The sequence below is a fragment of the Rhodospirillaceae bacterium genome, from assembly GCA_016712715.1.
Taxonomy (GTDB): Bacteria; Pseudomonadota; Alphaproteobacteria; order Dongiales; family Dongiaceae; genus Dongia.
The window spans coordinates 510,116-529,306 of the sequence record JADJQM010000002.1 but is presented as its reverse complement, the minus strand read 5'-3'; the positions used below and the strand labels follow the sequence as shown (position 1 = coordinate 529,306).

20 protein-coding genes and 1 pseudogene are annotated in these 19,191 nt (G+C 63.1%); 6 read left to right on the top strand and 15 right to left on the bottom strand.

All coding sequences use genetic code 11. The annotated features are described in order from the left end of the window. Positions 1–70: 70 nt before the first annotated feature. Positions 71–964 (top strand): DUF1223 domain-containing protein, encoded by an 894-nt coding sequence (locus IPK59_13240; protein ID MBK8159681.1) that lies wholly within the window; start codon positions 71–73, stop codon positions 962–964. 138 nt (positions 965–1,102) lie between these two features. Next, positions 1,103–1,315 (top strand): DUF1653 domain-containing protein, encoded by a 213-nt coding sequence (locus IPK59_13235; GenBank protein ID MBK8159680.1) that lies wholly within the window; start codon positions 1,103–1,105, stop codon positions 1,313–1,315. Positions 1,316–1,348: 33 nt separating this feature from the next. Here the strand turns inward: IPK59_13235 and IPK59_13230 are convergent, their stop codons facing one another. The 6 genes and pseudogenes from IPK59_13230 to tsaB form a co-directional block, all read right to left on the bottom strand. Beyond that, positions 1,349–2,140, bottom strand: coding sequence for a 1-acyl-sn-glycerol-3-phosphate acyltransferase (locus tag IPK59_13230; GenBank protein ID MBK8159679.1), 792 nt, complete (start codon positions 2,138–2,140; stop codon positions 1,349–1,351). A gap of 55 nt (positions 2,141–2,195) precedes the next feature. Next, positions 2,196–3,008 (bottom strand): GNAT family N-acetyltransferase, encoded by an 813-nt coding sequence (locus tag IPK59_13225; GenBank protein MBK8159678.1) that lies wholly within the window; start codon positions 3,006–3,008, stop codon positions 2,196–2,198. A gap of 2 nt (positions 3,009–3,010) precedes the next feature. Then, positions 3,011–3,496 (bottom strand): transcriptional repressor, encoded by a 486-nt coding sequence (locus tag IPK59_13220; GenBank protein ID MBK8159677.1) that lies wholly within the window; start codon positions 3,494–3,496, stop codon positions 3,011–3,013. 280 nt (positions 3,497–3,776) lie between these two features. Next, positions 3,777–4,222: pseudogene (locus tag IPK59_13215) on the bottom strand (MucR family transcriptional regulator). Between the two features lie 138 nt (positions 4,223–4,360). Then, positions 4,361–4,876 (bottom strand): GNAT family N-acetyltransferase, encoded by a 516-nt coding sequence (locus tag IPK59_13210; GenBank protein MBK8159676.1) that lies wholly within the window; start codon positions 4,874–4,876, stop codon positions 4,361–4,363. 6 nt (positions 4,877–4,882) lie between these two features. Next, positions 4,883–5,578 (bottom strand): tRNA (adenosine(37)-N6)-threonylcarbamoyltransferase complex dimerization subunit type 1 TsaB, encoded by a 696-nt coding sequence (tsaB, locus tag IPK59_13205; GenBank protein MBK8159675.1) that lies wholly within the window; start codon positions 5,576–5,578, stop codon positions 4,883–4,885. A 102-nt stretch (positions 5,579–5,680) separates the two neighbouring features. Here tsaB and ddpX point away from each other — a divergent pair, with 102 nt between their 5' ends. Further along, positions 5,681–6,232 (top strand): D-alanyl-D-alanine dipeptidase, encoded by a 552-nt coding sequence (gene ddpX, locus IPK59_13200; GenBank protein MBK8159674.1) that lies wholly within the window; start codon positions 5,681–5,683, stop codon positions 6,230–6,232. 23 nt (positions 6,233–6,255) lie between these two features. Here ddpX and IPK59_13195 read toward each other — a convergent pair whose 3' ends face one another. The 4 genes from IPK59_13195 to IPK59_13180 form a co-directional block, all read right to left on the bottom strand. Continuing rightward, on the bottom strand, positions 6,256–7,314 hold the full coding sequence (locus IPK59_13195; GenBank protein MBK8159673.1) for an isopenicillin N synthase family oxygenase: 1,059 nt from the start codon (positions 7,312–7,314) through the stop codon (positions 6,256–6,258). 32 nt (positions 7,315–7,346) lie between these two features. Continuing rightward, entirely contained in the window at positions 7,347–8,918 is a 1,572-nt protein-coding gene (locus IPK59_13190) for a D-aminopeptidase (GenBank protein MBK8159672.1), read from the bottom strand. A gap of 110 nt (positions 8,919–9,028) precedes the next feature. Further along, entirely contained in the window at positions 9,029–9,619 is a 591-nt protein-coding gene (locus tag IPK59_13185) for a malonic semialdehyde reductase (protein MBK8159671.1), read from the bottom strand. Positions 9,620–9,713: 94 nt separating this feature from the next. Further along, positions 9,714–10,277 (bottom strand): NifU family protein, encoded by a 564-nt coding sequence (locus IPK59_13180; protein ID MBK8159670.1) that lies wholly within the window; start codon positions 10,275–10,277, stop codon positions 9,714–9,716. Between the two features lie 230 nt (positions 10,278–10,507). Between IPK59_13180 and IPK59_13175 the strand changes: the two genes are divergently transcribed. Beyond that, the gene (locus tag IPK59_13175) at positions 10,508–11,932 is read left to right on the top strand and encodes an adenylate/guanylate cyclase domain-containing protein (protein MBK8159669.1); all 1,425 of its coding nucleotides are present in this window, start codon (positions 10,508–10,510) and stop codon (positions 11,930–11,932) included. A gap of 214 nt (positions 11,933–12,146) precedes the next feature. Further along, positions 12,147–12,365 (top strand): DUF1127 domain-containing protein, encoded by a 219-nt coding sequence (locus IPK59_13170; GenBank protein ID MBK8159668.1) that lies wholly within the window; start codon positions 12,147–12,149, stop codon positions 12,363–12,365. 59 nt (positions 12,366–12,424) lie between these two features. On the opposite strand, the gene IPK59_13165 is transcribed toward IPK59_13170, so the two are convergent. From IPK59_13165 to thrS, 3 genes are all read right to left on the bottom strand, one after another. Further along, complete coding sequence (locus tag IPK59_13165; GenBank protein MBK8159667.1) at positions 12,425–13,411, bottom strand: aldo/keto reductase; 987 nt, start codon at positions 13,409–13,411, stop codon at positions 12,425–12,427. A 99-nt stretch (positions 13,412–13,510) separates the two neighbouring features. Continuing rightward, on the bottom strand, positions 13,511–14,053 hold the full coding sequence (locus tag IPK59_13160; protein ID MBK8159666.1) for a translation initiation factor IF-3: 543 nt from the start codon (positions 14,051–14,053) through the stop codon (positions 13,511–13,513). Between the two features lie 165 nt (positions 14,054–14,218). Next, positions 14,219–16,150 (bottom strand): threonine--tRNA ligase, encoded by a 1,932-nt coding sequence (gene thrS / locus IPK59_13155; GenBank protein ID MBK8159665.1) that lies wholly within the window; start codon positions 16,148–16,150, stop codon positions 14,219–14,221. Between the two features lie 188 nt (positions 16,151–16,338). On the opposite strand from thrS, the gene IPK59_13150 reads away from it, so the two are divergent. After that, entirely contained in the window at positions 16,339–16,917 is a 579-nt protein-coding gene (locus IPK59_13150; GenBank protein MBK8159664.1) for a hydrolase, read from the top strand. A gap of 12 nt (positions 16,918–16,929) precedes the next feature. Here IPK59_13150 and IPK59_13145 read toward each other — a convergent pair whose 3' ends face one another. Beyond that, complete coding sequence (locus tag IPK59_13145) at positions 16,930–18,471, bottom strand: HAMP domain-containing histidine kinase (GenBank protein MBK8159663.1); 1,542 nt, start codon at positions 18,469–18,471, stop codon at positions 16,930–16,932. Between the two features lie 21 nt (positions 18,472–18,492). Next, a complete protein-coding gene (locus tag IPK59_13140; protein MBK8159662.1) occupies positions 18,493–19,167 on the bottom strand; it encodes a response regulator transcription factor in 675 nt (224 codons plus the stop codon). Between the last annotated feature and the right edge of the window lie 24 nt (positions 19,168–19,191).

Here is a 19,191-nt window from a genome sequence, read left to right as displayed (position 1 = left end):
GTCCGGTGATGTCTGTCGGGCACGGGAAAGTGAGTGGCCAGAAGGCGGCCCGGCCCCCTAGGCTGTCGGCATGACCCGACACCTGATCCGAAGCGCCCTCCTGGCCTTGTGCCTGCTGTCGCTGCCCGGTCTCGCCGCGGCGCAGACCAGCAACGGATACATCCAGCCCTTTGCAAATCCGGCGACGCCGCAGGGCGAGGTGATGCCGGGCGTCGGTGCGCCCAGCGCCCTCCTGCCTGGACAACCGCCGCTGGCCGAACCTGTTGCACCGCTGCTGACACCGCTGGCCCTGGAGACACCACCCGCCCCCGTGGTGGTGGAATTGTTCACTTCCGAGGGTTGCTCGTCCTGCCCGCCGGCCCACGACTATCTGCGCGAACTTTCGAAACGCGGCGACCTGCTCACCCTCTCCTTCCATGTCGATTACTGGGATTATATCGGCTGGAAGGATCGCTTCGGCGATCCGGCCTTTGCCGCGCGCCAGCGGGCCTATGCCGCGGCAAGGGGCAAGACCATCATCTACACCCCGCAGATGGTCGTGGCCGGCGCCATCGAAGTGGTCGGCTCCGACCGCAAGGCGGTCGAGAAGACCCTGAAGCTGGCCGATCGGCGACATTCCATGTATGCGCTCAGCCTCGCGAAGGATGCGGCCGGTGCGATCCATCTCGGCTTGCCGCAGGCCCCCCTGTCGGTCCCCGCAAGCTTGTGGCTGGTGACCTATGTCTATGAGGATGCGACGGCCATTGGCGGCGGTGAAAATCGTGGCCGCAACCTGATCACCACCAATGTCGTGCGGTCCCTGCGCAAGGTCGGCACATGGGATGGAAGGCCGGATGACCGCATCATCAGCCTGACCGATGCCGAAATCGCGGCCAAGCCGGACGCCTGCGCCATCATCGCCAATGAGGCCGAGTTCGGCCCCGTTGTGGCCGCGGCTGCCTGGGATTTCAAGGATCTGTGGTGAAAGCCCCCTCACCCCAACCCCTCTCCCCAAAGGGGCGAGGGGCTTAAAGCGAACTCGCTCGAATCCCCCTCGCCCCACGAAGTGGGGAGAGGGTCGGGGTGAGGGGTTCTTTTCACCAACCTCTGACAAGGCAATGTCATGACCACCTTCCGCGCGACACATCGTCATTACAAAGGTGGGCTCTATCAGAAGCTGTTCGACGCCACGCATAGCGAGACGGAAGAACTGCTCACCATCTATCTCACATCGGATGGCAGGCCGTTCGCGCGACCGAAGGCGATGTTCGATGGATTGACCGATGACGGCAAAAGGCGTTTTCAGCCGATCGAGGATGCGACGGATCAAGAATGATCGTCATGGTACGCCGTCGCCGACCATGACGATCTAGCCAGGCGCCCGACCGCTCAACGCCCTGTCGACGCCCGTGGCGATCGTCTGATAGCAATGCTGGGTCAGTTCTTTCCGTGAGCGGAAATCGCTCATCAGCACGGGCGGATGAAATTCCACCACGACGCGCGCACGCCCTAGCCGCGTGAATGACCACAGATGGCCGCCCAAGGTCATGTCGCCATACCAGGCGACATAGGCGCGGTTGCGGTAGCACATGGGCAGCGCATTGAGTTGCGTATAGCTGATCGAGACCGGCTGCACGGTGAGCGGCTGTCCGCTTGCTTCGCGCTCGGCGACGCTCAGCAGCGCGCTGCGGAAGGGCCGCACGCTGTTGCCGTCATTGGAGGTTCTTTCGGGAAACAGAATGAGGTTGTCTTCGGCATCGAGACGCCGCTGCAGATCGTCGCGCTGGCGGTGCGTGGTCCCGCGCTTGCGGTCGACGAAGACGGTCCGCTGCATCTTGGAAAGCCAGCCGAAGATCGGCCAGCTGCCGACTTCGGTCTTGGCGACGAAGCTGCCCTCGATCAGGCTGCCGAACACCGGAATGTCGAGATAGGATGTGTGGTTGCTGACGAACAAGGTCGGCGTTGCCGTCGATATCTCTCCGCGCTGTTCGACATCCAGGCCGATGATGCGGCAGGTGAGGCGGTGATAGAAGCGGGGTAGCAGGCTGCGGCCACGGCTGCGGATCAGCAGCAGGAGGAGCTGCGGCAGACTCAAGCCGATCGTCAGGCTGAGATAGGTGCCAAGGCGCGCAATACCGCGCAGGCTGGAACCTTCGTCCAGCTCGAAATGCCGAGCCGGCTTGCGGGCGCCAGGTTTAGTCAAAGCTTGGGCACGATCAGGAATCGCCGCCGTAATCCGGCCGCGTGTAATGCTTCATGTATTTGTCCGTGACCTCGGCGGTCACCACCACGATGGAGACATCGACCGAGCCGAATTCATGATCGATCACGGCACCGTCGCCGACATGGCCCGAGAGCCGCAGATAGCCCTTGATGAGGGGCGGCAACGAGGCCAAGGCGCGCCGTTCGTCAATCTGTCCAAGCGGCATCATGTTCATGTCGACATAGCGTTCCGGCAAGGCCTTGGGGCGGAACTGCGGCGGCGCCAGATGCCGGTGGTGGAGGTAGGAGAGCGCCATGCGGTGAGCATCGGGATCGATGCCGGGGAAGCTCGCGCAGCCGAACATGATCTCGACCTTGTGGAACAGGATGTAATCGGTGATCCCCTTCCACAAGAGCTGCATCGCCATCTTGTTGCGGTAGGCTGGGTCGACGCAGGAGCGCCCCAGTTCCAGAATTTCGCCCGGCCGGTTGACCAGCGGCGAGATGTCGTACTCGGCAATGGAATAGAAGCGCCCGGCACGCCGCGCCGCTTCCCGGCGGAGAAGTCGGTAGGTCGCGACGATGCCCCTGACACCTGCCCCGCGCGTGCGGTCAACGACGATGAGGTGATCGCAATAGGGATCGAAGGCGTCGTAATCACGTCCGACGCGGACCATTTCCGGACTCGGCTTTGCGCCCATTTCGCCATAGAAGACGCGATAGCGCAGTTCTTGTGCCGCAAGAATCTCGGCTTCCGTTTCGGCAAGCCGTGCTTCCAGATCGCCGACAATGACTTCGACCGGCCGCTCGCGCCGGGCCGCAGCCATGATCATTTCTCGCCGCCCCCCGAATGAGCCGCGCGCTTATGCTTGGCGACAGCGGCTACTTCCGACTCGCCGGCCGCATCCTTGTCGAGCGGCACTGCATAGAGTTCCAGGCGATGGCCAACCAACCGATAGCCAAGCTCCGCGGCAACACCCTGCTGCAGTCGCTCGATCTGCTCGTTGGTAAACTCGATGACGCGGCCGGAATGGATGTCGATCAGATGGTCGTGATGATCGTCCTTGGCTTCTTCGTAGCGCGCGCGGCCGTCGCCAAAATCGTGGCGCTCCAGGATGCTCGCCTCTTCGAACAGGCGCACGGTGCGGTAGACGGTCGCAAGCGAAATGCCGGGGTCAATCTGCGCGGCGCGACGATGCAGCAGCTCGACATCCGGATGGTCCTGGGCTTCCGACAGGACGCGCGCGATGATCCGGCGCTGGTCGGTCATCTTCAACCCTTTTTCGGTACAGAGTCGCTCCAGCCTTGATGGCACGCCCGCCTCACCTGTGGTTATGGTTTTCGACAAATCAGCTATATCCCGAAAAGAGGGTTTAACAGGGCCGGCAATCCCAAGCCAGCCTGCCATCAACCGTCCAGCCCATCTGGCCCGACGGATCCAGCGACCATTGTGCCTTGGTTAAGCACCTGCCGCCAAGACCCTTGCGCGTTACAGCGGAAAGGCTTGAGGAGCAACGGCTTAGATGGTGAGTGGCGTTAACGACTGGAATAAGCGGAGAAACCGTCCGGGGGACGTTTCTGGCCAGCGTCCTGGTTCAGCTGCGGCGGCTGGGGCGCCGCTTGCGGCCGCCTCGGCCCAGACCGAACTCGCGTGCCAGCGACGAACGCTTTTTGGCGTAGTTGGGTGCCACCATCGGATAGTCGGCGGAAGGCCCCATTTTTCGCGATACTGCTCAGGTGTCATGTCATAGGCGGTGCGCAGGTGGCGCTTGAGCATCTTGAGCTTGGTGCCATCTTCGAGACAGATCAGATAGTCCGGTGTGACAGATTTTTTCACCGGCACAGCCGGATCCCGGCTGGTGGGGGCAATCTGCCGATCATGGCCCACACCGACGCCATTGCCGCTTTGCGCCAGGGCCGCGCGGGTCTCGGCGATTAATCGGGGAATATCGGACATGGCGACGGTGTTGTGTGACAGATACGCGACGACGATCTCGGTTACCAGCGGCAGCAAAGGATCGTTCTTCAGCGCGTCAGTCATGAGTCGCTCCTCGTGGGCGTCGGGCAGGCGGATCGCACTTGGCATTGCTGATCGGCGATCAGGACGAGGGATAGATAACGGTGGTCTTTCCCATTAGCAATGAAACCAAGCGCAATATTTGTGATACTCACACATATATCAGCGTTCTGTATCAACTTTTGCGTTAATGCCGGGAAGATTGATGGCTCTCTCAAAGATGAGCGCATCGATTCGTCCAGCGTAATAGGCCTTCCGATGGCCACAGGGCGTAAACCCGGCGCGCGCATAGCAGGCGATGGCCGGGGTATTGACGGCAGCGACCTCAAGCACCGCGCGCCTTGCGCCGCCGGCCGCCGCTGCCTGCAACAGGGCTTCGAGCAGCCGGCCGGCCGACTTCCTGCCCCGATGGGCGGGCAGGATCGCCAGGAGCAGGAGTTCAACTTCGTCGGCCGCGGCCAGCGTCAACCCAAAGCCGATCGGTTCGCCTTGCCACACGGCAATAAGGCCGGCAGCACCCGGCATTCCCAAGACGTCGGCGAAGGATTGTGGCGACCAGGGCTGGTCCCAGCTTTCGGCGAAACTGAGACGATGCAGTTCGCTCAGCAGATCGATGTCAAAGGGACCGACAGATCGGAAGGCAAGATCCGGCGCAAGGCGGGGGGAAGTGGGATCCATGATCGCCTAAATGGCCTTTGGCACGGACACGTCGGGCTCGCGCAGGTAAAGCGGCGTCGGCTGTTGCGCAAAGCGCTGCGCCGGATCGGCCGCCAGGCGCAGGATCGCCTCGGCATCCGCGCTGGCCGGCATGGCGCGTGTCCCCTCGGGCCAGTCCGCCGGCCACAGGGCAAGGCCGTCACCCGTCACCATGCCTGGCCGCACGGTGTCGATCAGGTCGCCGATCTCGGCCAGATTCATGAAACGAGGGGCGGCGCGCAGCGAAAGGTCGGCCGCGAGATGGGCGACATAGGGCTCCTCGCGGCGGCTGTCGATGAAGACCAGGATGTCCCCCGCATCCGCGGCGGGCCCGGTCGGTGGCAGGTTCGCGGCGGCTGCCTGGAAATTGGTAATGCCGATGACCGGCTTGTCCAGGGCCAGACCGAAGCCGCGCGCGGTGGCGAGCGCGATGCGCAGGCCGGTAAAGCCACCCGGCCCCGTGCCGACCGCCAAGGCATCCAGATCCTGCAACGCCCGACCGGCCGCGCGCATCACCTCGTCGACCATCGGTACCAGGATGGCAGCATGGCCATGGCGCAGATCGACCTTGCGCGATGCCAGAATGCTCAGATCGCCATCCTGGGTGATGCCCAGCGCTACGGAGCAGGTGGCCCCGGCGGCATCCAGGGCCAGGATCAGGCGACGATCGCGGGTGGCAGTCATGCGGGCCGGTTCATCCGTTGTTACGTGCTGCAACGCAGATTGTAGCCGCCACGGCCACAATCTGCTAAACGCGGTTTAGAACTGTCAGCACCCGGTGGCAAGATGAGCTTGGTCGAGATTACGTCGCCTGAATTCGATGTCGATATCGCATTGGTCTATGCGACGCCCCAGAATCTCAGCGGTTCTCCCATCTATACGAGCGCGGATTGCTACCTGCACGAGCGGGCGGCCGAGTTGCTGAGGAAGGCTGCGCACCTTGCGCAGCCTTTGGGCCTGCGCCTCAAGATCTTCGATGCCTATCGCCCGTCGGAAGCACAATGGCGCCTGTGGAACGCGCTGCCGGATCCGGAATTCGTGGCCGATCCGCGGCGCGGCTCACCCCATACCCGCGGTGTCGCCGTCGATCTCACGCTGGTCGACGACAAGGGCGCCGAACTCGAGATGGGCACCGGATTCGATGAAGCCATCCCCCAATCGCATCATGCCGCGACGGATATTCCCGTTGCCGCCCAACGCAACCGCTTCACCTTGCTGGGCATCATGATGGCCGCCGGCTGGGACAACTATAAGAACGAATGGTGGCACTACCAGATGTTCAACAGCCGCGACTATCCCTTGATCGAGCAATCGCAGCTGCCCAGGCCAATGATGTAAGCAGCGGATGCGCCGCAGCCGGCTCAATAGGCAGAGCCCGGCCCGGCAGCCTTGGCCAGCTCATCTGGGGTAAGCTGGTCGGCATAATGGCGCCGCGCCACGTCCGGATGCGAGCGCAGGCGCCCTTTCAGATAATTCTTGCCGACTTCGCGGAAGAGCGGATTGTGTGGGTCCTGTGCCACCCCCGTGGCTTCCGCCGCCAGTTCCGGCGACAGCGTCAGGACCGGGACGACGGAATCGAGGCGCGCGCCCAGGAAGAAGGCGATGGATAGCCGGTCGGTGCCGGCAGGCGGTGTCGTGACACGGTGCACGGTCGCCCGCAGATAGCCGCTTGAGGCCATCTCCAGCAATTCGCCGACATTGATGATGAAGCTGCCGCGCAAGGGGGGCGCATCGATCCAGCCATGGGGTCCCTCGACCTGCAACCCGCTTTGCGCGTGCTGCAACAGGATGGTGACGAAGCTGCTGTCCTTGTGGGCGCCGACACCCTGCTCGCTCTGTGTGGCGTCGCGGCCGGGATAGCGGATGATCTTCACCAGCTGGTTGGGCTTCTCGGCATAGATCGGTTCGAACACGTCTTCCGCCTGCCCGAGCGAGGCCGCGAAAGCGCGCACCAGGCGAATGGCCAGCGCCGTCGCCTCCTGCTGCCAGCGCAGGATCGCCGGGCGCAATTCAGGCAGCGCCTGCGGCCATTGATTGGGACCCTGCAGCCTGACCCAGGCGGGATCGCCGGGCTTCGGTGTCACCTTTTCGCGTTCGGCCCCGACGTCGAGCTGCTCGCGCCAGTCGCGTTGCCCACGCGTCTGCTCCCAACCGATCCGCGTATAGCCGCGGAAATGCGGCGAGTGCACCATCTCGATCGCCGTCTTCTCAGCCTCCGGCAATTCGAAGAAGCGCCGCCACAGGGCAAAGAGCTGGTCGAGAAAGTCTGGATCGATGCCATGGCCGGTGAGATAGAAGAAGCCGGTGTCACGCGCGGCACCTCGGAGCCTGGCGAGGAAGGCCTGGCGCTGCGCGGGGTCCCCGTCGATCTCCCGGAAATCAAGAATGGGAAGCGTCTCTGTTTTCGCCGCGATCGTCATGCTCTCAACCCCCAGGTCAGGCTATTGGCACCTCACGCCGCGCGCGTATAGGCAAAGCGCCTCGCCAGCCAGCAGCCAAGCTGAATGCCGGTGATGCGGTTCGCCCCATCGCGGGCAAAGGCCAGGGTCCAGTCGCCGGGTGGAAAGTGATCAACACCGCGCGGGCAGGGCATGACCCAGAGGTCCTTTCCGATCGGCTCCAGCAGTTCCATGCGCCCATCTCCCAGCAGGCCTGAGCAGGCCGCATAGAATGCGCTCCCGGCACCCGCAATGCTGAGCTCTGCCCCGAGATCCGCGCAGTGATAGCGACCCGCAATATCGGGCAGGGCGGGACCGTAGCCGGGGATCAGCCGGGAGGTCTGGTTGTCCTGCGGCCGCTCGAGCCACAAACCATCCTTGCCTGTTCGCAGCCGCACGCCCGAATCAGGCTGCACGGCCGAGCCATCGGCCTGGAGCGTGAGTTCGTCCGGACCCGTGCCATAGCGCATCAACACGGTTCCTGGACCCGACTTGCCGAGGCGGACGGCGAGGCCGGTTTCCGGCTCGATATAGGTGCCCAACCAATCCGGTGCCGGCAGATCGCCGGCGCCTTTCGGCTGGTCGATTCCAAGCACGGCCGCCACCAGCTCCTCGGCCGCATCACCGGGGCTGGCATTGTGGTTGAACAGCACGACGACCGAGAGCCGCTCGGACGCCATGTGAAGCCGCTTGCTGCGCCAGCCGCGCAAGGCACCGCCATGGCGGGTGATCGCCCGCCCGAACAGCGTGTCCCGCGCCAGGCCGAAGCCATAGGACGCCACGGCACCGTCGCTGAATGTCACCGGCACCGACAGGCGCCTGTACAGGCCGCCCGCATCGTCGCGCGTGGAATCGATCCAGGCCTCATAGGCGATCATGTCGTCGAGGCTGGCGCCGATCGACGCATCGCCGCCGGCCCAGAACATGCCGTTGGCGGCGGGCCGGAAGCCACTCGCCACCGTGCCTTCATAGCCCTCGGAACCGTCTGGCATCGCCCGCGTATCTGCGGCGATGAAGGCGGTGTTCATCCCGGCCGGTGCGAAGATGCCGGCGCGCACCAGCTCGGCATAGCTGCGCCCGGCCCTTGCCTCAAGGATATCCGAGAGAATGCGGAAATTCTGGTTGGCATAGGAATAGCGCGTGCCGGGCGCAAATTGCAGCGATCGTGTTGCGCCAATGAGCCGTGCTGCTTCGCGATTGCCGAAAGGCGTTTCCGCGAGCGCGCCGTGCAGCATCGCCACCGCCCAGTAATCCTGCAGGCCGGATTGGTTGTGGCAGAGATGAAGCGCCGTCGGCGCCTTGTCCTTGAGCAATGGCAGGCGCGCTTTTACATCGGCATCCAGCACCGATGGGTCGGGAAAGGCATCCAGCACGAGGCCGCAGGTGAATTGCTTGGTGATCGAGCAGATCCGGAACAGGCTCTGCGGCGTGAAGGGAAGCCGCCGTTCGGCATTGGCCCAGCCCCAGGCATGACGGACGATCGCCTTGCCGTCCTTCAGCACGGCCACGGCGCCGCCGGGGCCGGCATAGGTTTGCGGCAGGGATTGGAGAACCCGATCAAGGCGGGCGGTCAGCGACATCGTCAATTTCCTGATTTGCCGAAGGACATTGTTGGCGCACGGTCTACAGCTACAACAGCCCGGAGCATACAAGCGGCCCGAGGCGGAAGTCACGTCCCGACATGCCAGGCAGCATCTCAGGCGATGCGGCAGGCCTCATCGAAGGCGAGGCGCGGGTTGCGCGGATGCAGGGCCGTTTTGTCGCCATAGCCGATATTGCAGATGAAGTTCGAGCGCCAGGTCGTGCCGGCAAAGAAGGCCTCGTCGACCATCTTCTTGTCGAAGCCGGACATCGGTCCGCAATCGAGGCCCAGCGACCGGGCCGCCAGCATGAAATAGGCCGCCTGCAGCGTGCTGTTGCGGATGGCGGTCTCCTCGATGGCGGCAGGCTTGCCGGCGAACCAGGAGCGCGCTGTGGGATCATGGAACAGGCGCGGCATCAACTCGTAGAATTCCATGTCCATGGCGAAGATCGCGGTCGCGGGCGCCGCCATGGTCTTGGCGCGGTTGCCGTCCGAGAGGCAGGGTTCGAACTTCTTCTTCGCCTCAGCGCCGCGCACGAACAGGATGCGCAAAGGCTGGCAATTGCCGCTGGTCGGTCCCATGCGCGCAAGTTCATAGGCCTGTTGCAGCAGAGAATCGGGCACCGGCTTGTCCAGCCATTTTGAATGCGTGCGCGCCTCTCGGAAAATGAGGTCGAGGGCAGCGTCATCAAGGGCTGGGAGCATATCGGTCATCCGAGGAATCCAGGCGAGGGGAGCGGCGGAAATGAAAAGGGGCGCCTTGGTTCGGCGCCCCTGTCGGCAACTTACCGTGCAGGTCTCAGACCGGCCGGACTTCGAGCACTTCCGGCACATAATGCCGCAGCATGTTCTCAATGCCCATCTTCAGCGTGGCGGTCGAACTCGGGCAGCCCGAGCACGAGCCCTGCATATGCAGATAGACCACGCCATCTTCGAAGGAATGGAACACGATGTCGCCGCCATCCTGCGCCACGGCGGGCCGCACGCGGGTCTCGAGCAGTTCCTTGATCTGGATGACGATCTCGTCGTCATCCTCGCTGCCCTCGGCCGGGGCGGCGGCAACCCCATCCGACATGGCATCCAGCATGACCGGCTGGTTGGTGGTGAAATGCTCCATGATCACGCCGAGGAGGGCCGGCTTCAGCAGCGCCCAATCCTTCTCGTCCGCCTTGGTCACCGTCACGAAATCGCTGCCGAGGAAGATCCGGCGCACGCCATCGACGCCGAACAGGCGCAGGGCGAGCGGTGAGCGCTCGGCGCCCTCGATGCGGGCGAAATCCGCAGTACCTTCCGCCATGACCGCGCGGCCCGGCAGAAATTTGAGCGTCGCCGGGTTCGGCGTCTCTTCGGTCTGGATGAACATGGCGGATCTCCGCTAAGATGCTGCTGCTGGATGAGTCGGAAGCCCAAATCGGCGTTCCACGCTCTTATAGCATGCAAGTTAGCGCGGGATGGCGCACCTTCAACCCTTATTTTGGCCCTATGAAATCTGGGGCTTAGAGCGGGGGGCTAAAGGACCACGATAAAAAGGTATTTGAGCCTGGAAACCGGGTTCCCATATACCGCCCACGCGAACTCAAATAAGGCTCAGTAATGGCCACAGCACCGCAATCGCAACCCGCCGCCAACGAAGACGATCTAAGCGACGGCATGCCCCGTCTTGGCACAGGGCACCTCTCCGGCATGCAGCCCGCCCAAATCAGCCCTGCACTACGCGCAGATGCGAAGGCGCGGCGGCAGGCGCCCCATCTCGACCCCGCCATCACGGCCCCCTCGCTTGTCCCGCTGATGGCGCGGGCCATGGCTGGCGAGGCCTGTCTTGGCTGTCCCGCGGTCGAGGCGGCCTTCCGCTGGTTGCTGGACGAGGGAAGGCTGATCGCCGATCTCGGTGAATTCGTCACCGATCTGGCGCTGCGTTTGACCGAGCATGGCTTCCCGCTGCTGCGCTTCTTCGTCTCGGTCCGCACGCTGCATCCGCAGATCGCCGCCATCGGCTATGCCTGGGGGCGCGGCGACAAGGTTGCCAAGCGCGTGGCGCGCGACCATGCCGTGCTCTCCAGCCAGGAGTTCCTGAGCTCGCCCCTGCGCGTTCTCTATCAAGGCGACGAGCCGGAGATTCGCCGGCGCCTGACCGGGCCGGATGCGCGCTTCGACTTCCCCATTCTTGAAGACATGAAGAAGGCCGGTGCCACCGATTACGCGATCTTCGCCATTCGGCTGCCTGGCGGCGTGCGTTCCTCGGTCTCGATCACGACCGATGCGGTCGACGGCTTTCAGGACGCCCAGGTCGAGGCGTTCCGCACCCTCATTCCGCTGTTGTCGTTGGTGATCGAAGCCCGTGAGTGGGCCTATATCGCGCGTTCGCTGATGCATGTGTATCTCGGCCAGGGGCCGGGCGATGCGGTGCTGTCGGGTCAGATTCAGCGCGGTGATGCGCGCACCATGGCCGCCGCCATCTGGTATTGCGACCTCCGGAACTTCACCAGGATGTCGAACGAGTTGCCGCGCGATCTCGTCATTGCGACGCTCAACGACTATTTCGACACCATAGCCAAGCCCGTTGTGGAACGCGGTGGCGAGATCCTGAAGTTCATCGGCGATGCCATGCTGGCCATCTTCCCGATGAATGACGATCTCGACCGCGATGCCAAGATCAGTGTGGCGCTCGACGCCGCGGTGGGCGCCCTCGACGGCTTGCGCGAACTCAATGAATTGCGCATGGCCGCCGGTCAGGAACCGCTCAAGGTGGGTATCGGGCTCCATGCCGGTTCCGTCTCCTACGGCAATATCGGTGCGGCCCATGGCGAGGAGGCGCGGCTCGACTTCACCGTGATCGGCCCGGCGGTCAATCTCGCCACCCGGCTTGAGGGCCTGTGCCCGCAACTCGAACAGCCGCTGCTGGCGTCACGCCAATTCGCCTCGGTATGCGGTTCCCGCCTCAAATTCCTCGGATCCTACCCGGTGCGCGGTTTCGATCAGCCGCAGGATGTATTCGGGTTGCCAAGCGCCTTAACTTAAAATCGGTTAACTGAGACTCCGCTGGCCAAAATGCTGCGACGCAGTGTGTCAGCATGAATTTTTATCATTGTATTTCAATAATATATTGCCAAATGCGCCGACAAAATACGACAGTACGCAAGAATGATATTGCACTGCGGCAATTGTCGAACTTATAGTTGGGACAGGTTCTGGGAGGCTGCTGAAAGAAAATCCCAACGCAAGGAATCGTCACATGCAGCTTCTATCGTCGCTCGACCTCTTCCTCCGCCGCTGGCAGCGCTACGGCGAAGTGCGTCACGAACTCAGCCTCTATACCGACCGCGAACTCGCAGATATGGGCGTGCGTCGCAGCGAAATTCCGGACATCGCCCGTGGCGCCGCGGCCCTGATCCAGTCCGGCAGCACGACCCCGGCGACCAAACCGCGTTTCGCCAAAGTCGCGCATTCCTGATCGCGCGACCCGGATCGTGCGAATTGGAACGATGCTGATTGAATAGGGCTGGGCCGCAATCAGCGGTCCAGCATGTTCATGTGCTGCTCGCCATAGCGCGGGCCGGCGATGCTGCCGGGCGCCAGCGCGCCGTCAAGCTGCGCCAGTTCCGCGGCACTCAACGCAATCGATGCGGCGGCGATGTTTTCCAGCAGATAGCTCAGCCGCTTGGTGCCGGGGATGGGCACGATGAAATCGCCCTTGGCCAGCAGCCAGGCCAGCGCGAGTTGTCCCGGCTTCACGCCCTTTTTCGCCGCGATCTCCTGCACCAGTTTCGCGGCCGCCATGTTGGCGTCGAAATTGGCGCCCTGGAAACGCGGATCCAGCTTGCGGAAATCGCCCGCGGCATAGCTTTCGGCGCGTTGCGCTGTGCCGGTGAGGAAGCCGCGCCCCAGCGGGCTGAAGGGGACGAGGCCGATGCCGAGTTCCTTGAGGACGGGCAAGATGTCGGCTTCGAGATTGCGCTCCCACAGCGAATATTCGCTCTGCAGGGCGGTGACCGGATGCACCTTATGTGCCCGGCGGATGGTTTTCGCCCCCGCTTCCGAGAGGCCGAAATAGCGTACCTTGCCGGCCTGCACCAGGCCCGCAACGGTGTCGGCCACATCCTCGATCGGGATCGCCTTGTCGACGCGGTGCTGATAGAGGAGATCGATGTGATCGGTGCCGAGCCGCGTCAGCGATGCATCGACCGCCTCGCGGATATGCGAGGGGCGGCTGTCGGTCCCGTTGATCTTGCCGCTTTCGATGCGGAAGCCGAATTTGGTGGCGATCGTCACCTCATCGCGCCGGCCCTTCAGCGCACGACCCAGCAGTTCTTCATTGGCATAGGGGCCATAAACCTCTGCGGTGTCGAAGAAAGTGCAGCCTTCGGCGATGGCGCGGTGGATGACGGCGATCGATTCCTGCTCATTGGCCGGGCCATATGACTGGCTCATCCCCATGCAGCCCAGGCCCAGCGCCGATACTTCCAGACCCTGGCGTCCCAGCTTGCGTGTCGGCAGCATGCGCGTGTCCTTTTTGCTTAAAGAAACAACGCGCCACTCCGGTGGGGAGGGCGCGTTGCTGATTGCCTTCAACGGCAATGATGAACGGCAGGTCGCGCCCTATTTCGGCGCGATCGTCATGATCATCTGGCGGCCTTCGAGTTTGGGGTGGGATTCCACCTTGATCAACTCGTCGAGCTCGGTGCGGACGCGGTCGAGGACCTTGAGGCCCAGTTCCTGATGCATCATCTCGCGGCCACGGAAGCGCATGGTGACCTTCACCTTGTCACCTTCCTCCAGGAAGCTCTTGATCGCCCGCATCTTGACTTCGTAATCGTGAATGTCGATGCCGGGGCGCATCTTGATTTCTTTGACCTCGATCACCTTCTGCTTTTTCTTGGCTTCGTTCTTGCGCTTCTGCGCTTCGTATTTGAACTTGCCGTAATCGAGAATCTTGCAGACCGGCGGAACCGCGGTCGGTGAAATCTCCACCAGATCGAGGCCGACTTCGGCGGCCATGGTGAGCGCATCTCTGGTCGATACGACGCCGAGCATCTCGCCGTCTTCTTTGACCAGGCGCACTTCGCGCACATTGATCTGGTGATTGACGCGGGGGCCCTTGTCTTGGGAGGGCGCTGCTTCTGAGGACGGGAACCTAGCTATGGTCTTCTCCTGTTGTGGTTTGCCAAAAAACTTGGCCGAAAATACTCCGGGCAAAACTGGCCCTGAAGGCAATGCACCCGCCGATCAGGGTCGATCGACGGGTGGGTCAAAGCTGATTATGCCAAACAAACACTCATTTGAGCAAGCTGCGCGTCTGGCACCCGATTAGGCAACTCGATCAAGGGGCGACTTCGCCTCCGCCGCGAGGGCTGCGACAGCCTCCTCGACGGTAAAGGTTTTCTGTCCTTCTTCCCCCAAGCGACGGATGGCGACGGTGCCGGCCTCCTCATCGCGCTTGCCGACGGCGATGATGACCGGAACCTTGGCCAGACTGTGTTCGCGCACCTTGTAATTGATCTTCTCGTTGCGATAGTCGGTCTCGACGCTGAGCCCGGCCGCCTTCAGCTTCCTGGTCAGCATCTCGGCATAGGGCTCGACATCGGAGACGATCGAACACACCACCACTTGTGTCGGGGCCAGCCAAAGCGGGAATTTGCCGGCATGATGTTCGATCAGGATGCCGACGAATCGCTCCAGTGACCCGAAGATGGCGCGGTGCAGCATGACCGGTCGGTGCTTCTGGCCATCCTCGCCGATATAGGCGGCGTCGAGACGCTCCGGCAGCACGAAATCACATTGCAGCGTCCCGCATTGCCAGTCGCGGCCGATCGTGTCGCGCAGCACGAATTCGAGCTTCGGACCGTAAAAGGCTCCCTCGCCCGGATTGAGCGTGAAGGTCAGGCCGGCGGCCGTGGTCGCCGTCTTCAAGGCTTCTTCCGCCTTGTCCCAGGTCGCATCCGCCCCGGCCCGCTTTTCCGGCCGGTCGGAGAATTTGACCATGACTTCCTCGAAGCCGAAATCCTTGTAGACCGACAGCAGGAAGTCGCAGAACGCCTTCGTCTCGCCGACGATCTGGTCCTCGGTGCAGAAGATATGGGCATCGTCCTGGGTGAAGGCGCGCACGCGCATGATGCCGTGAAGGGCGCCTGAAGGTTCGTTGCGATGACAGGCGCCGAACTCGGCCAGGCGGATCGGCAAGTCGCGATAGCTCTTGATGCCCTGGCGGAAGATCTGCACATGGCCCGGGCAGTTCATCGGCTTCAAAGCGAGCTGCTTTTCCGGATGTTCGTCATCGGGAATGACGAACATCGCCTCGCGGAATTTTTCCCAATGTCCCGACTTCTCCCAGAAGGAGCGGTCGAGGATCTGCGGTGTCTTCACTTCCTCATAGCCGTTGATCTCGAGGCGGCGGCGGATGTAGCTCTCAAGCTTCCGGTAGAGACGCCAGCCCTTGGGATGCCAGAAAATGGCGCCCGTTGCTTCTTCCTGTTGGTGGAACAGGTTCATCTCGCGGCCGAGACGCCGATGGTCGCGTTTTTCCGCTTCTTCCAATTGCAGGAGATAGGCGGCGAGCTGCTTCTCATCGGCCCAGCAGGTGCCGTAAATACGCTGTAGCTGCGGGTTGTTCGCATCACCGCGCCAATAGGCGCCGGCGACCTTCATCAGCTTGAAGGCCTTGCCGAGCTTGGCCGTAGAGGGCAGGTGGGGGCCGACACAGAGGTCCAGCCAATTGCCCTGGCGATAGATCGAGATGTCCTCATCGGCCGGGATCTCGCCGATCCATTCCGCCTTGAAGCGCTCGCCGATCGTCTTGAAATATTCGACCGCCTGGTCGCGGGTCCACACTTCGCGCGTGATGACCTCGTCGCGATCGACGATCTCCTTCATCTTCTTCTCGATGGCGGCGAAATCTTCCGGGCTGAACGGCTCGTTGCGGAAGAAGTCGTAATAGAAGCCGGTCTCGGTCGACGGACCAAAGGTGATCTGCGTGCCGGGGAACAGTTCCTGGATCGCTTCCGCCATCACATGGGCGCAGTCGTGGCGCAGCAGCTCCAGCGCATCGGCATGGGTTCGGGTGACGATCTCGACCTTCGCATCCGACGCGATGAGTGTCGAAAGGTCGCGGACCTTCCCGTCGAATTTGATGGCCAGAGCGGCCTTGGCTAGGCCGGGCCCAATGGAGGCGGCAAGCTCGGCACCCGTAACGGGTCCCGGAAACTCGCGCTTCGCGCCATCCGGCAGCGTGATCGTCAGCATGACACCCTACAAAACCATTGTTTTCAGTGATTCCGGGCCGAAATGGCCACGGAACGCGGGACTTTAGGGGGATTTGCTAGGGTGTCAAGAAGCGGGGCGGGATGACTGGGCTGCGGCCAAGGCCGGTATCGGCAAGGCGGTGGCTGGCCGTAACATGCACCAAGCATCCCAGCCGGAAAGAAACCGCCATGCCCGACGCCAAGCTCGACCCAAAACGTACTGCCCTGGTGACCATCGACCTGCAGAAGGGAATTCTATCCGCCGGCCTGACCCCGCATCTGGGGCCGGACGTGGTGGCACGGAGCATCGCCATCGGGCAGAAGCTGCGCAAGGCGGGCGGTCTCATCGTTGCGGTGCGGGTGATCCTGGCACCCGATGACGCCGACTGGCCGCAGGGATTGACGGACGCGTCCGAAGCGTCATCGCCCGAGGAATATCCCGCAGATTGGGGCGATCCAGCACCGGAACTTGGCGTGCTGCTGCCGGATATCCAGATCATCAAACGGCAGTGGAGCGCCTTTTATGGGACCGAACTGGACCTGCAGCTGCGTAGGCGGGGCATCGACACGATCATCCTTTGCGGGGTTTCCACCAATTTTGGCATCGAATCCACGGCGCGCGATGGCTGGGCCGGGAGCTACAACATCCTCATCGCCGAGGATGCCAGCAGCAGCTATAGCGAGGGCTTCCATGATTTTGCGGTCCGCAACATCCTGCCGCGCATCGCCCGCATCCGTAGCAGCGCCGATATCCTGGCCCTGATCTAGATTGGCCCTGATCTAGCGGCCGCCGGAGCCCAGGGGTGTGACCGTACGTCCGGCGGACCGTGGACCCGTATCGACGGGAACGGTGGCAGGCGGAGACAGCACGCCGGCCAGCGGCAGGGTCAGGGTGAACCTTGCGCCGCCGCCGGGATTGTCGCTGATCTGCAAAGACCCGCCATGGGTCTCGGCGATGCGCTGGGCGATGGCGAGACCGAGACCGGCGCCACTGCTGGGCTCTTGCCCCAGGCCATCGCGAGGCTGGCCGTCGCGAGGCTGGCCGTCGCGAGGCTGGCCGTCGCGAGGCTGGCCGTCGCGGGGCTTGCGCCGCGCACCTTGCCAGAAACGCCGGAACAGCAAGTCGCGCTCCTGCGGGGGAATGCCTGGGCCATGATCGCTGACCGTGACGCTGCCTGACCGATCAACGCTGATTTCGACTTCGGTCCCGACCGCGGTGAAGCGCAGCGCGTTCTCGACCAGATTGCGCAAGGCCTGATAGAGCGCATCCTTGTTGCCGCGCACCAGCACCGGCGCTTCCGCGCCGCTGACGCCCACGGACCGGTTGCTGCGAATGGCAAGGGGGGCGAGCAGGGCCGCAAGATCGATGGCAATGTCGGAAAGATCCGCCGTTTCAGCGGGGTCGATGGTGAGCGACTCCATCTGCGCCACGAGCAGCAATTGGTTGACCAGGCGCGTCATGCGCTGCACATCGCTTTTCAAGGCGTCGGTGCCCTGATTGCGGGGCAGCGTATCGAGATGCGCCGAGAGAATGGCAAGCGGTGTCCGGAGTTCGTGCGCGGCATCCGCCAGGAAGTCGCGTTGCGCCTGAAACCCATGATCGAGGCGGTCGAGCGCGCGATTGATGGCCAGCACCGGCGATTGCAGTTCCGAGGGCAGTTCCTCGGTCGGCAGGCGCAGGCCGGTCTGCTGCGGACTGATGCGCGCCGCCAGCCGCCTGAGCGTCTCCAACGGTTTGAGCGCCGAGCGCAGCGACAGCGTCAACGCGAGGACCAGCACCAGCAGAAGCGGCACGCCAACCGGCACGAACTCGCCCAGCCATTCGTAAGCCAATGCGTAGAGGCCGGAATCGGTCGGTGTATCGACATCGGCGATTTCAAGGATGACCGGCTGGTCCGCCACCATCAGTGACACGGACAGAAGATAGATGTTGTCTTCGGTCTCTCGATCAATCCGCCAGGTCAGGGTGAACGTCCCGGCCGGCATTCCGATGATGCTTTTCGCAGCACTCATGCCGGCAATGGCCGTCAGCGTATCGGGATAGCCGCCACTTTCGATCAGGCTGCCATCGCCACGCCGCAGCACATAGGCCTTTTCGTCAGAGAGCAGCACGTCCTTCACCTGCCAGACGCCGCCGGCGCTCATGGTGATATGAGGCGCCACCATGTCGATGTAGGAAAGCAGGCTGCTCGTCGGCAGTTCCGTGTCATCGGTGCGCGACAACAGGAAGGTGGCAAGCCCGGTCAGCATGAAGGCAAACACAAACACACCGAGCAGGCGCACGGTCAGTCTTGACTGCAGCGAGGATCCAATGCTTGCCATGAATGATGTTAGCCGTCTCGCTCAGGCGTGGTCCATGACCATATAGCCGACACCCCGCACCGTGTGCAGATTGATGTCGGCACCGAGGGTGCCCAGCTTCTTCCGGAGCCGCGACACCAGCACTTCGAGCGCATTCGAACCCACTTCGTCGCTGAAGCTGTAGAGCCCTTCCTCGATGGCGCCGCGGCTGATCACCTTGCCGGGACGGCGCAGCAGGATCTCCATCAAGGCAAGTTCCCGACGAGTCAAGGTGGCCGTCTTGCCGTCAATCGTGAAACTGGGGCCGACGGTATCCAGACAGATGTTGCCGAGCGTCAATTGGACGCTGAGGGCGGCGCCGGGGCGCCTGAGCAATGCCTTTACGCGTGCGATCAGCTCCTCCATGGCGAAAGGCTTGGCCAGATAGTCATCCGCGCCCGCATTGAGCCCCCCCACCCGGTCGTTGAGCCCGTCGCGGGCGGTCAGGATCAGTACGGGGGTTCGGTCGCCGGTGGCGCGTCGCTCCTTCAGCAATGCCAGCCCGTCACCATCCGGGAGGCCCAGATCCAGGATGACGGCGTCAAAGCGACTGGCATCGAAGGAGGCCGTCGCCGCGGCGCAGCTATCGGCTCTGTCGACGGCGAAACCGGCATCCCTGAGGGCCTTTTCCAGGAATTCCGAGAGTCGGTCATTGTCTTCAATCAACAGCAGGCGCATGTCGGCACTTTCGATATGGGGCGG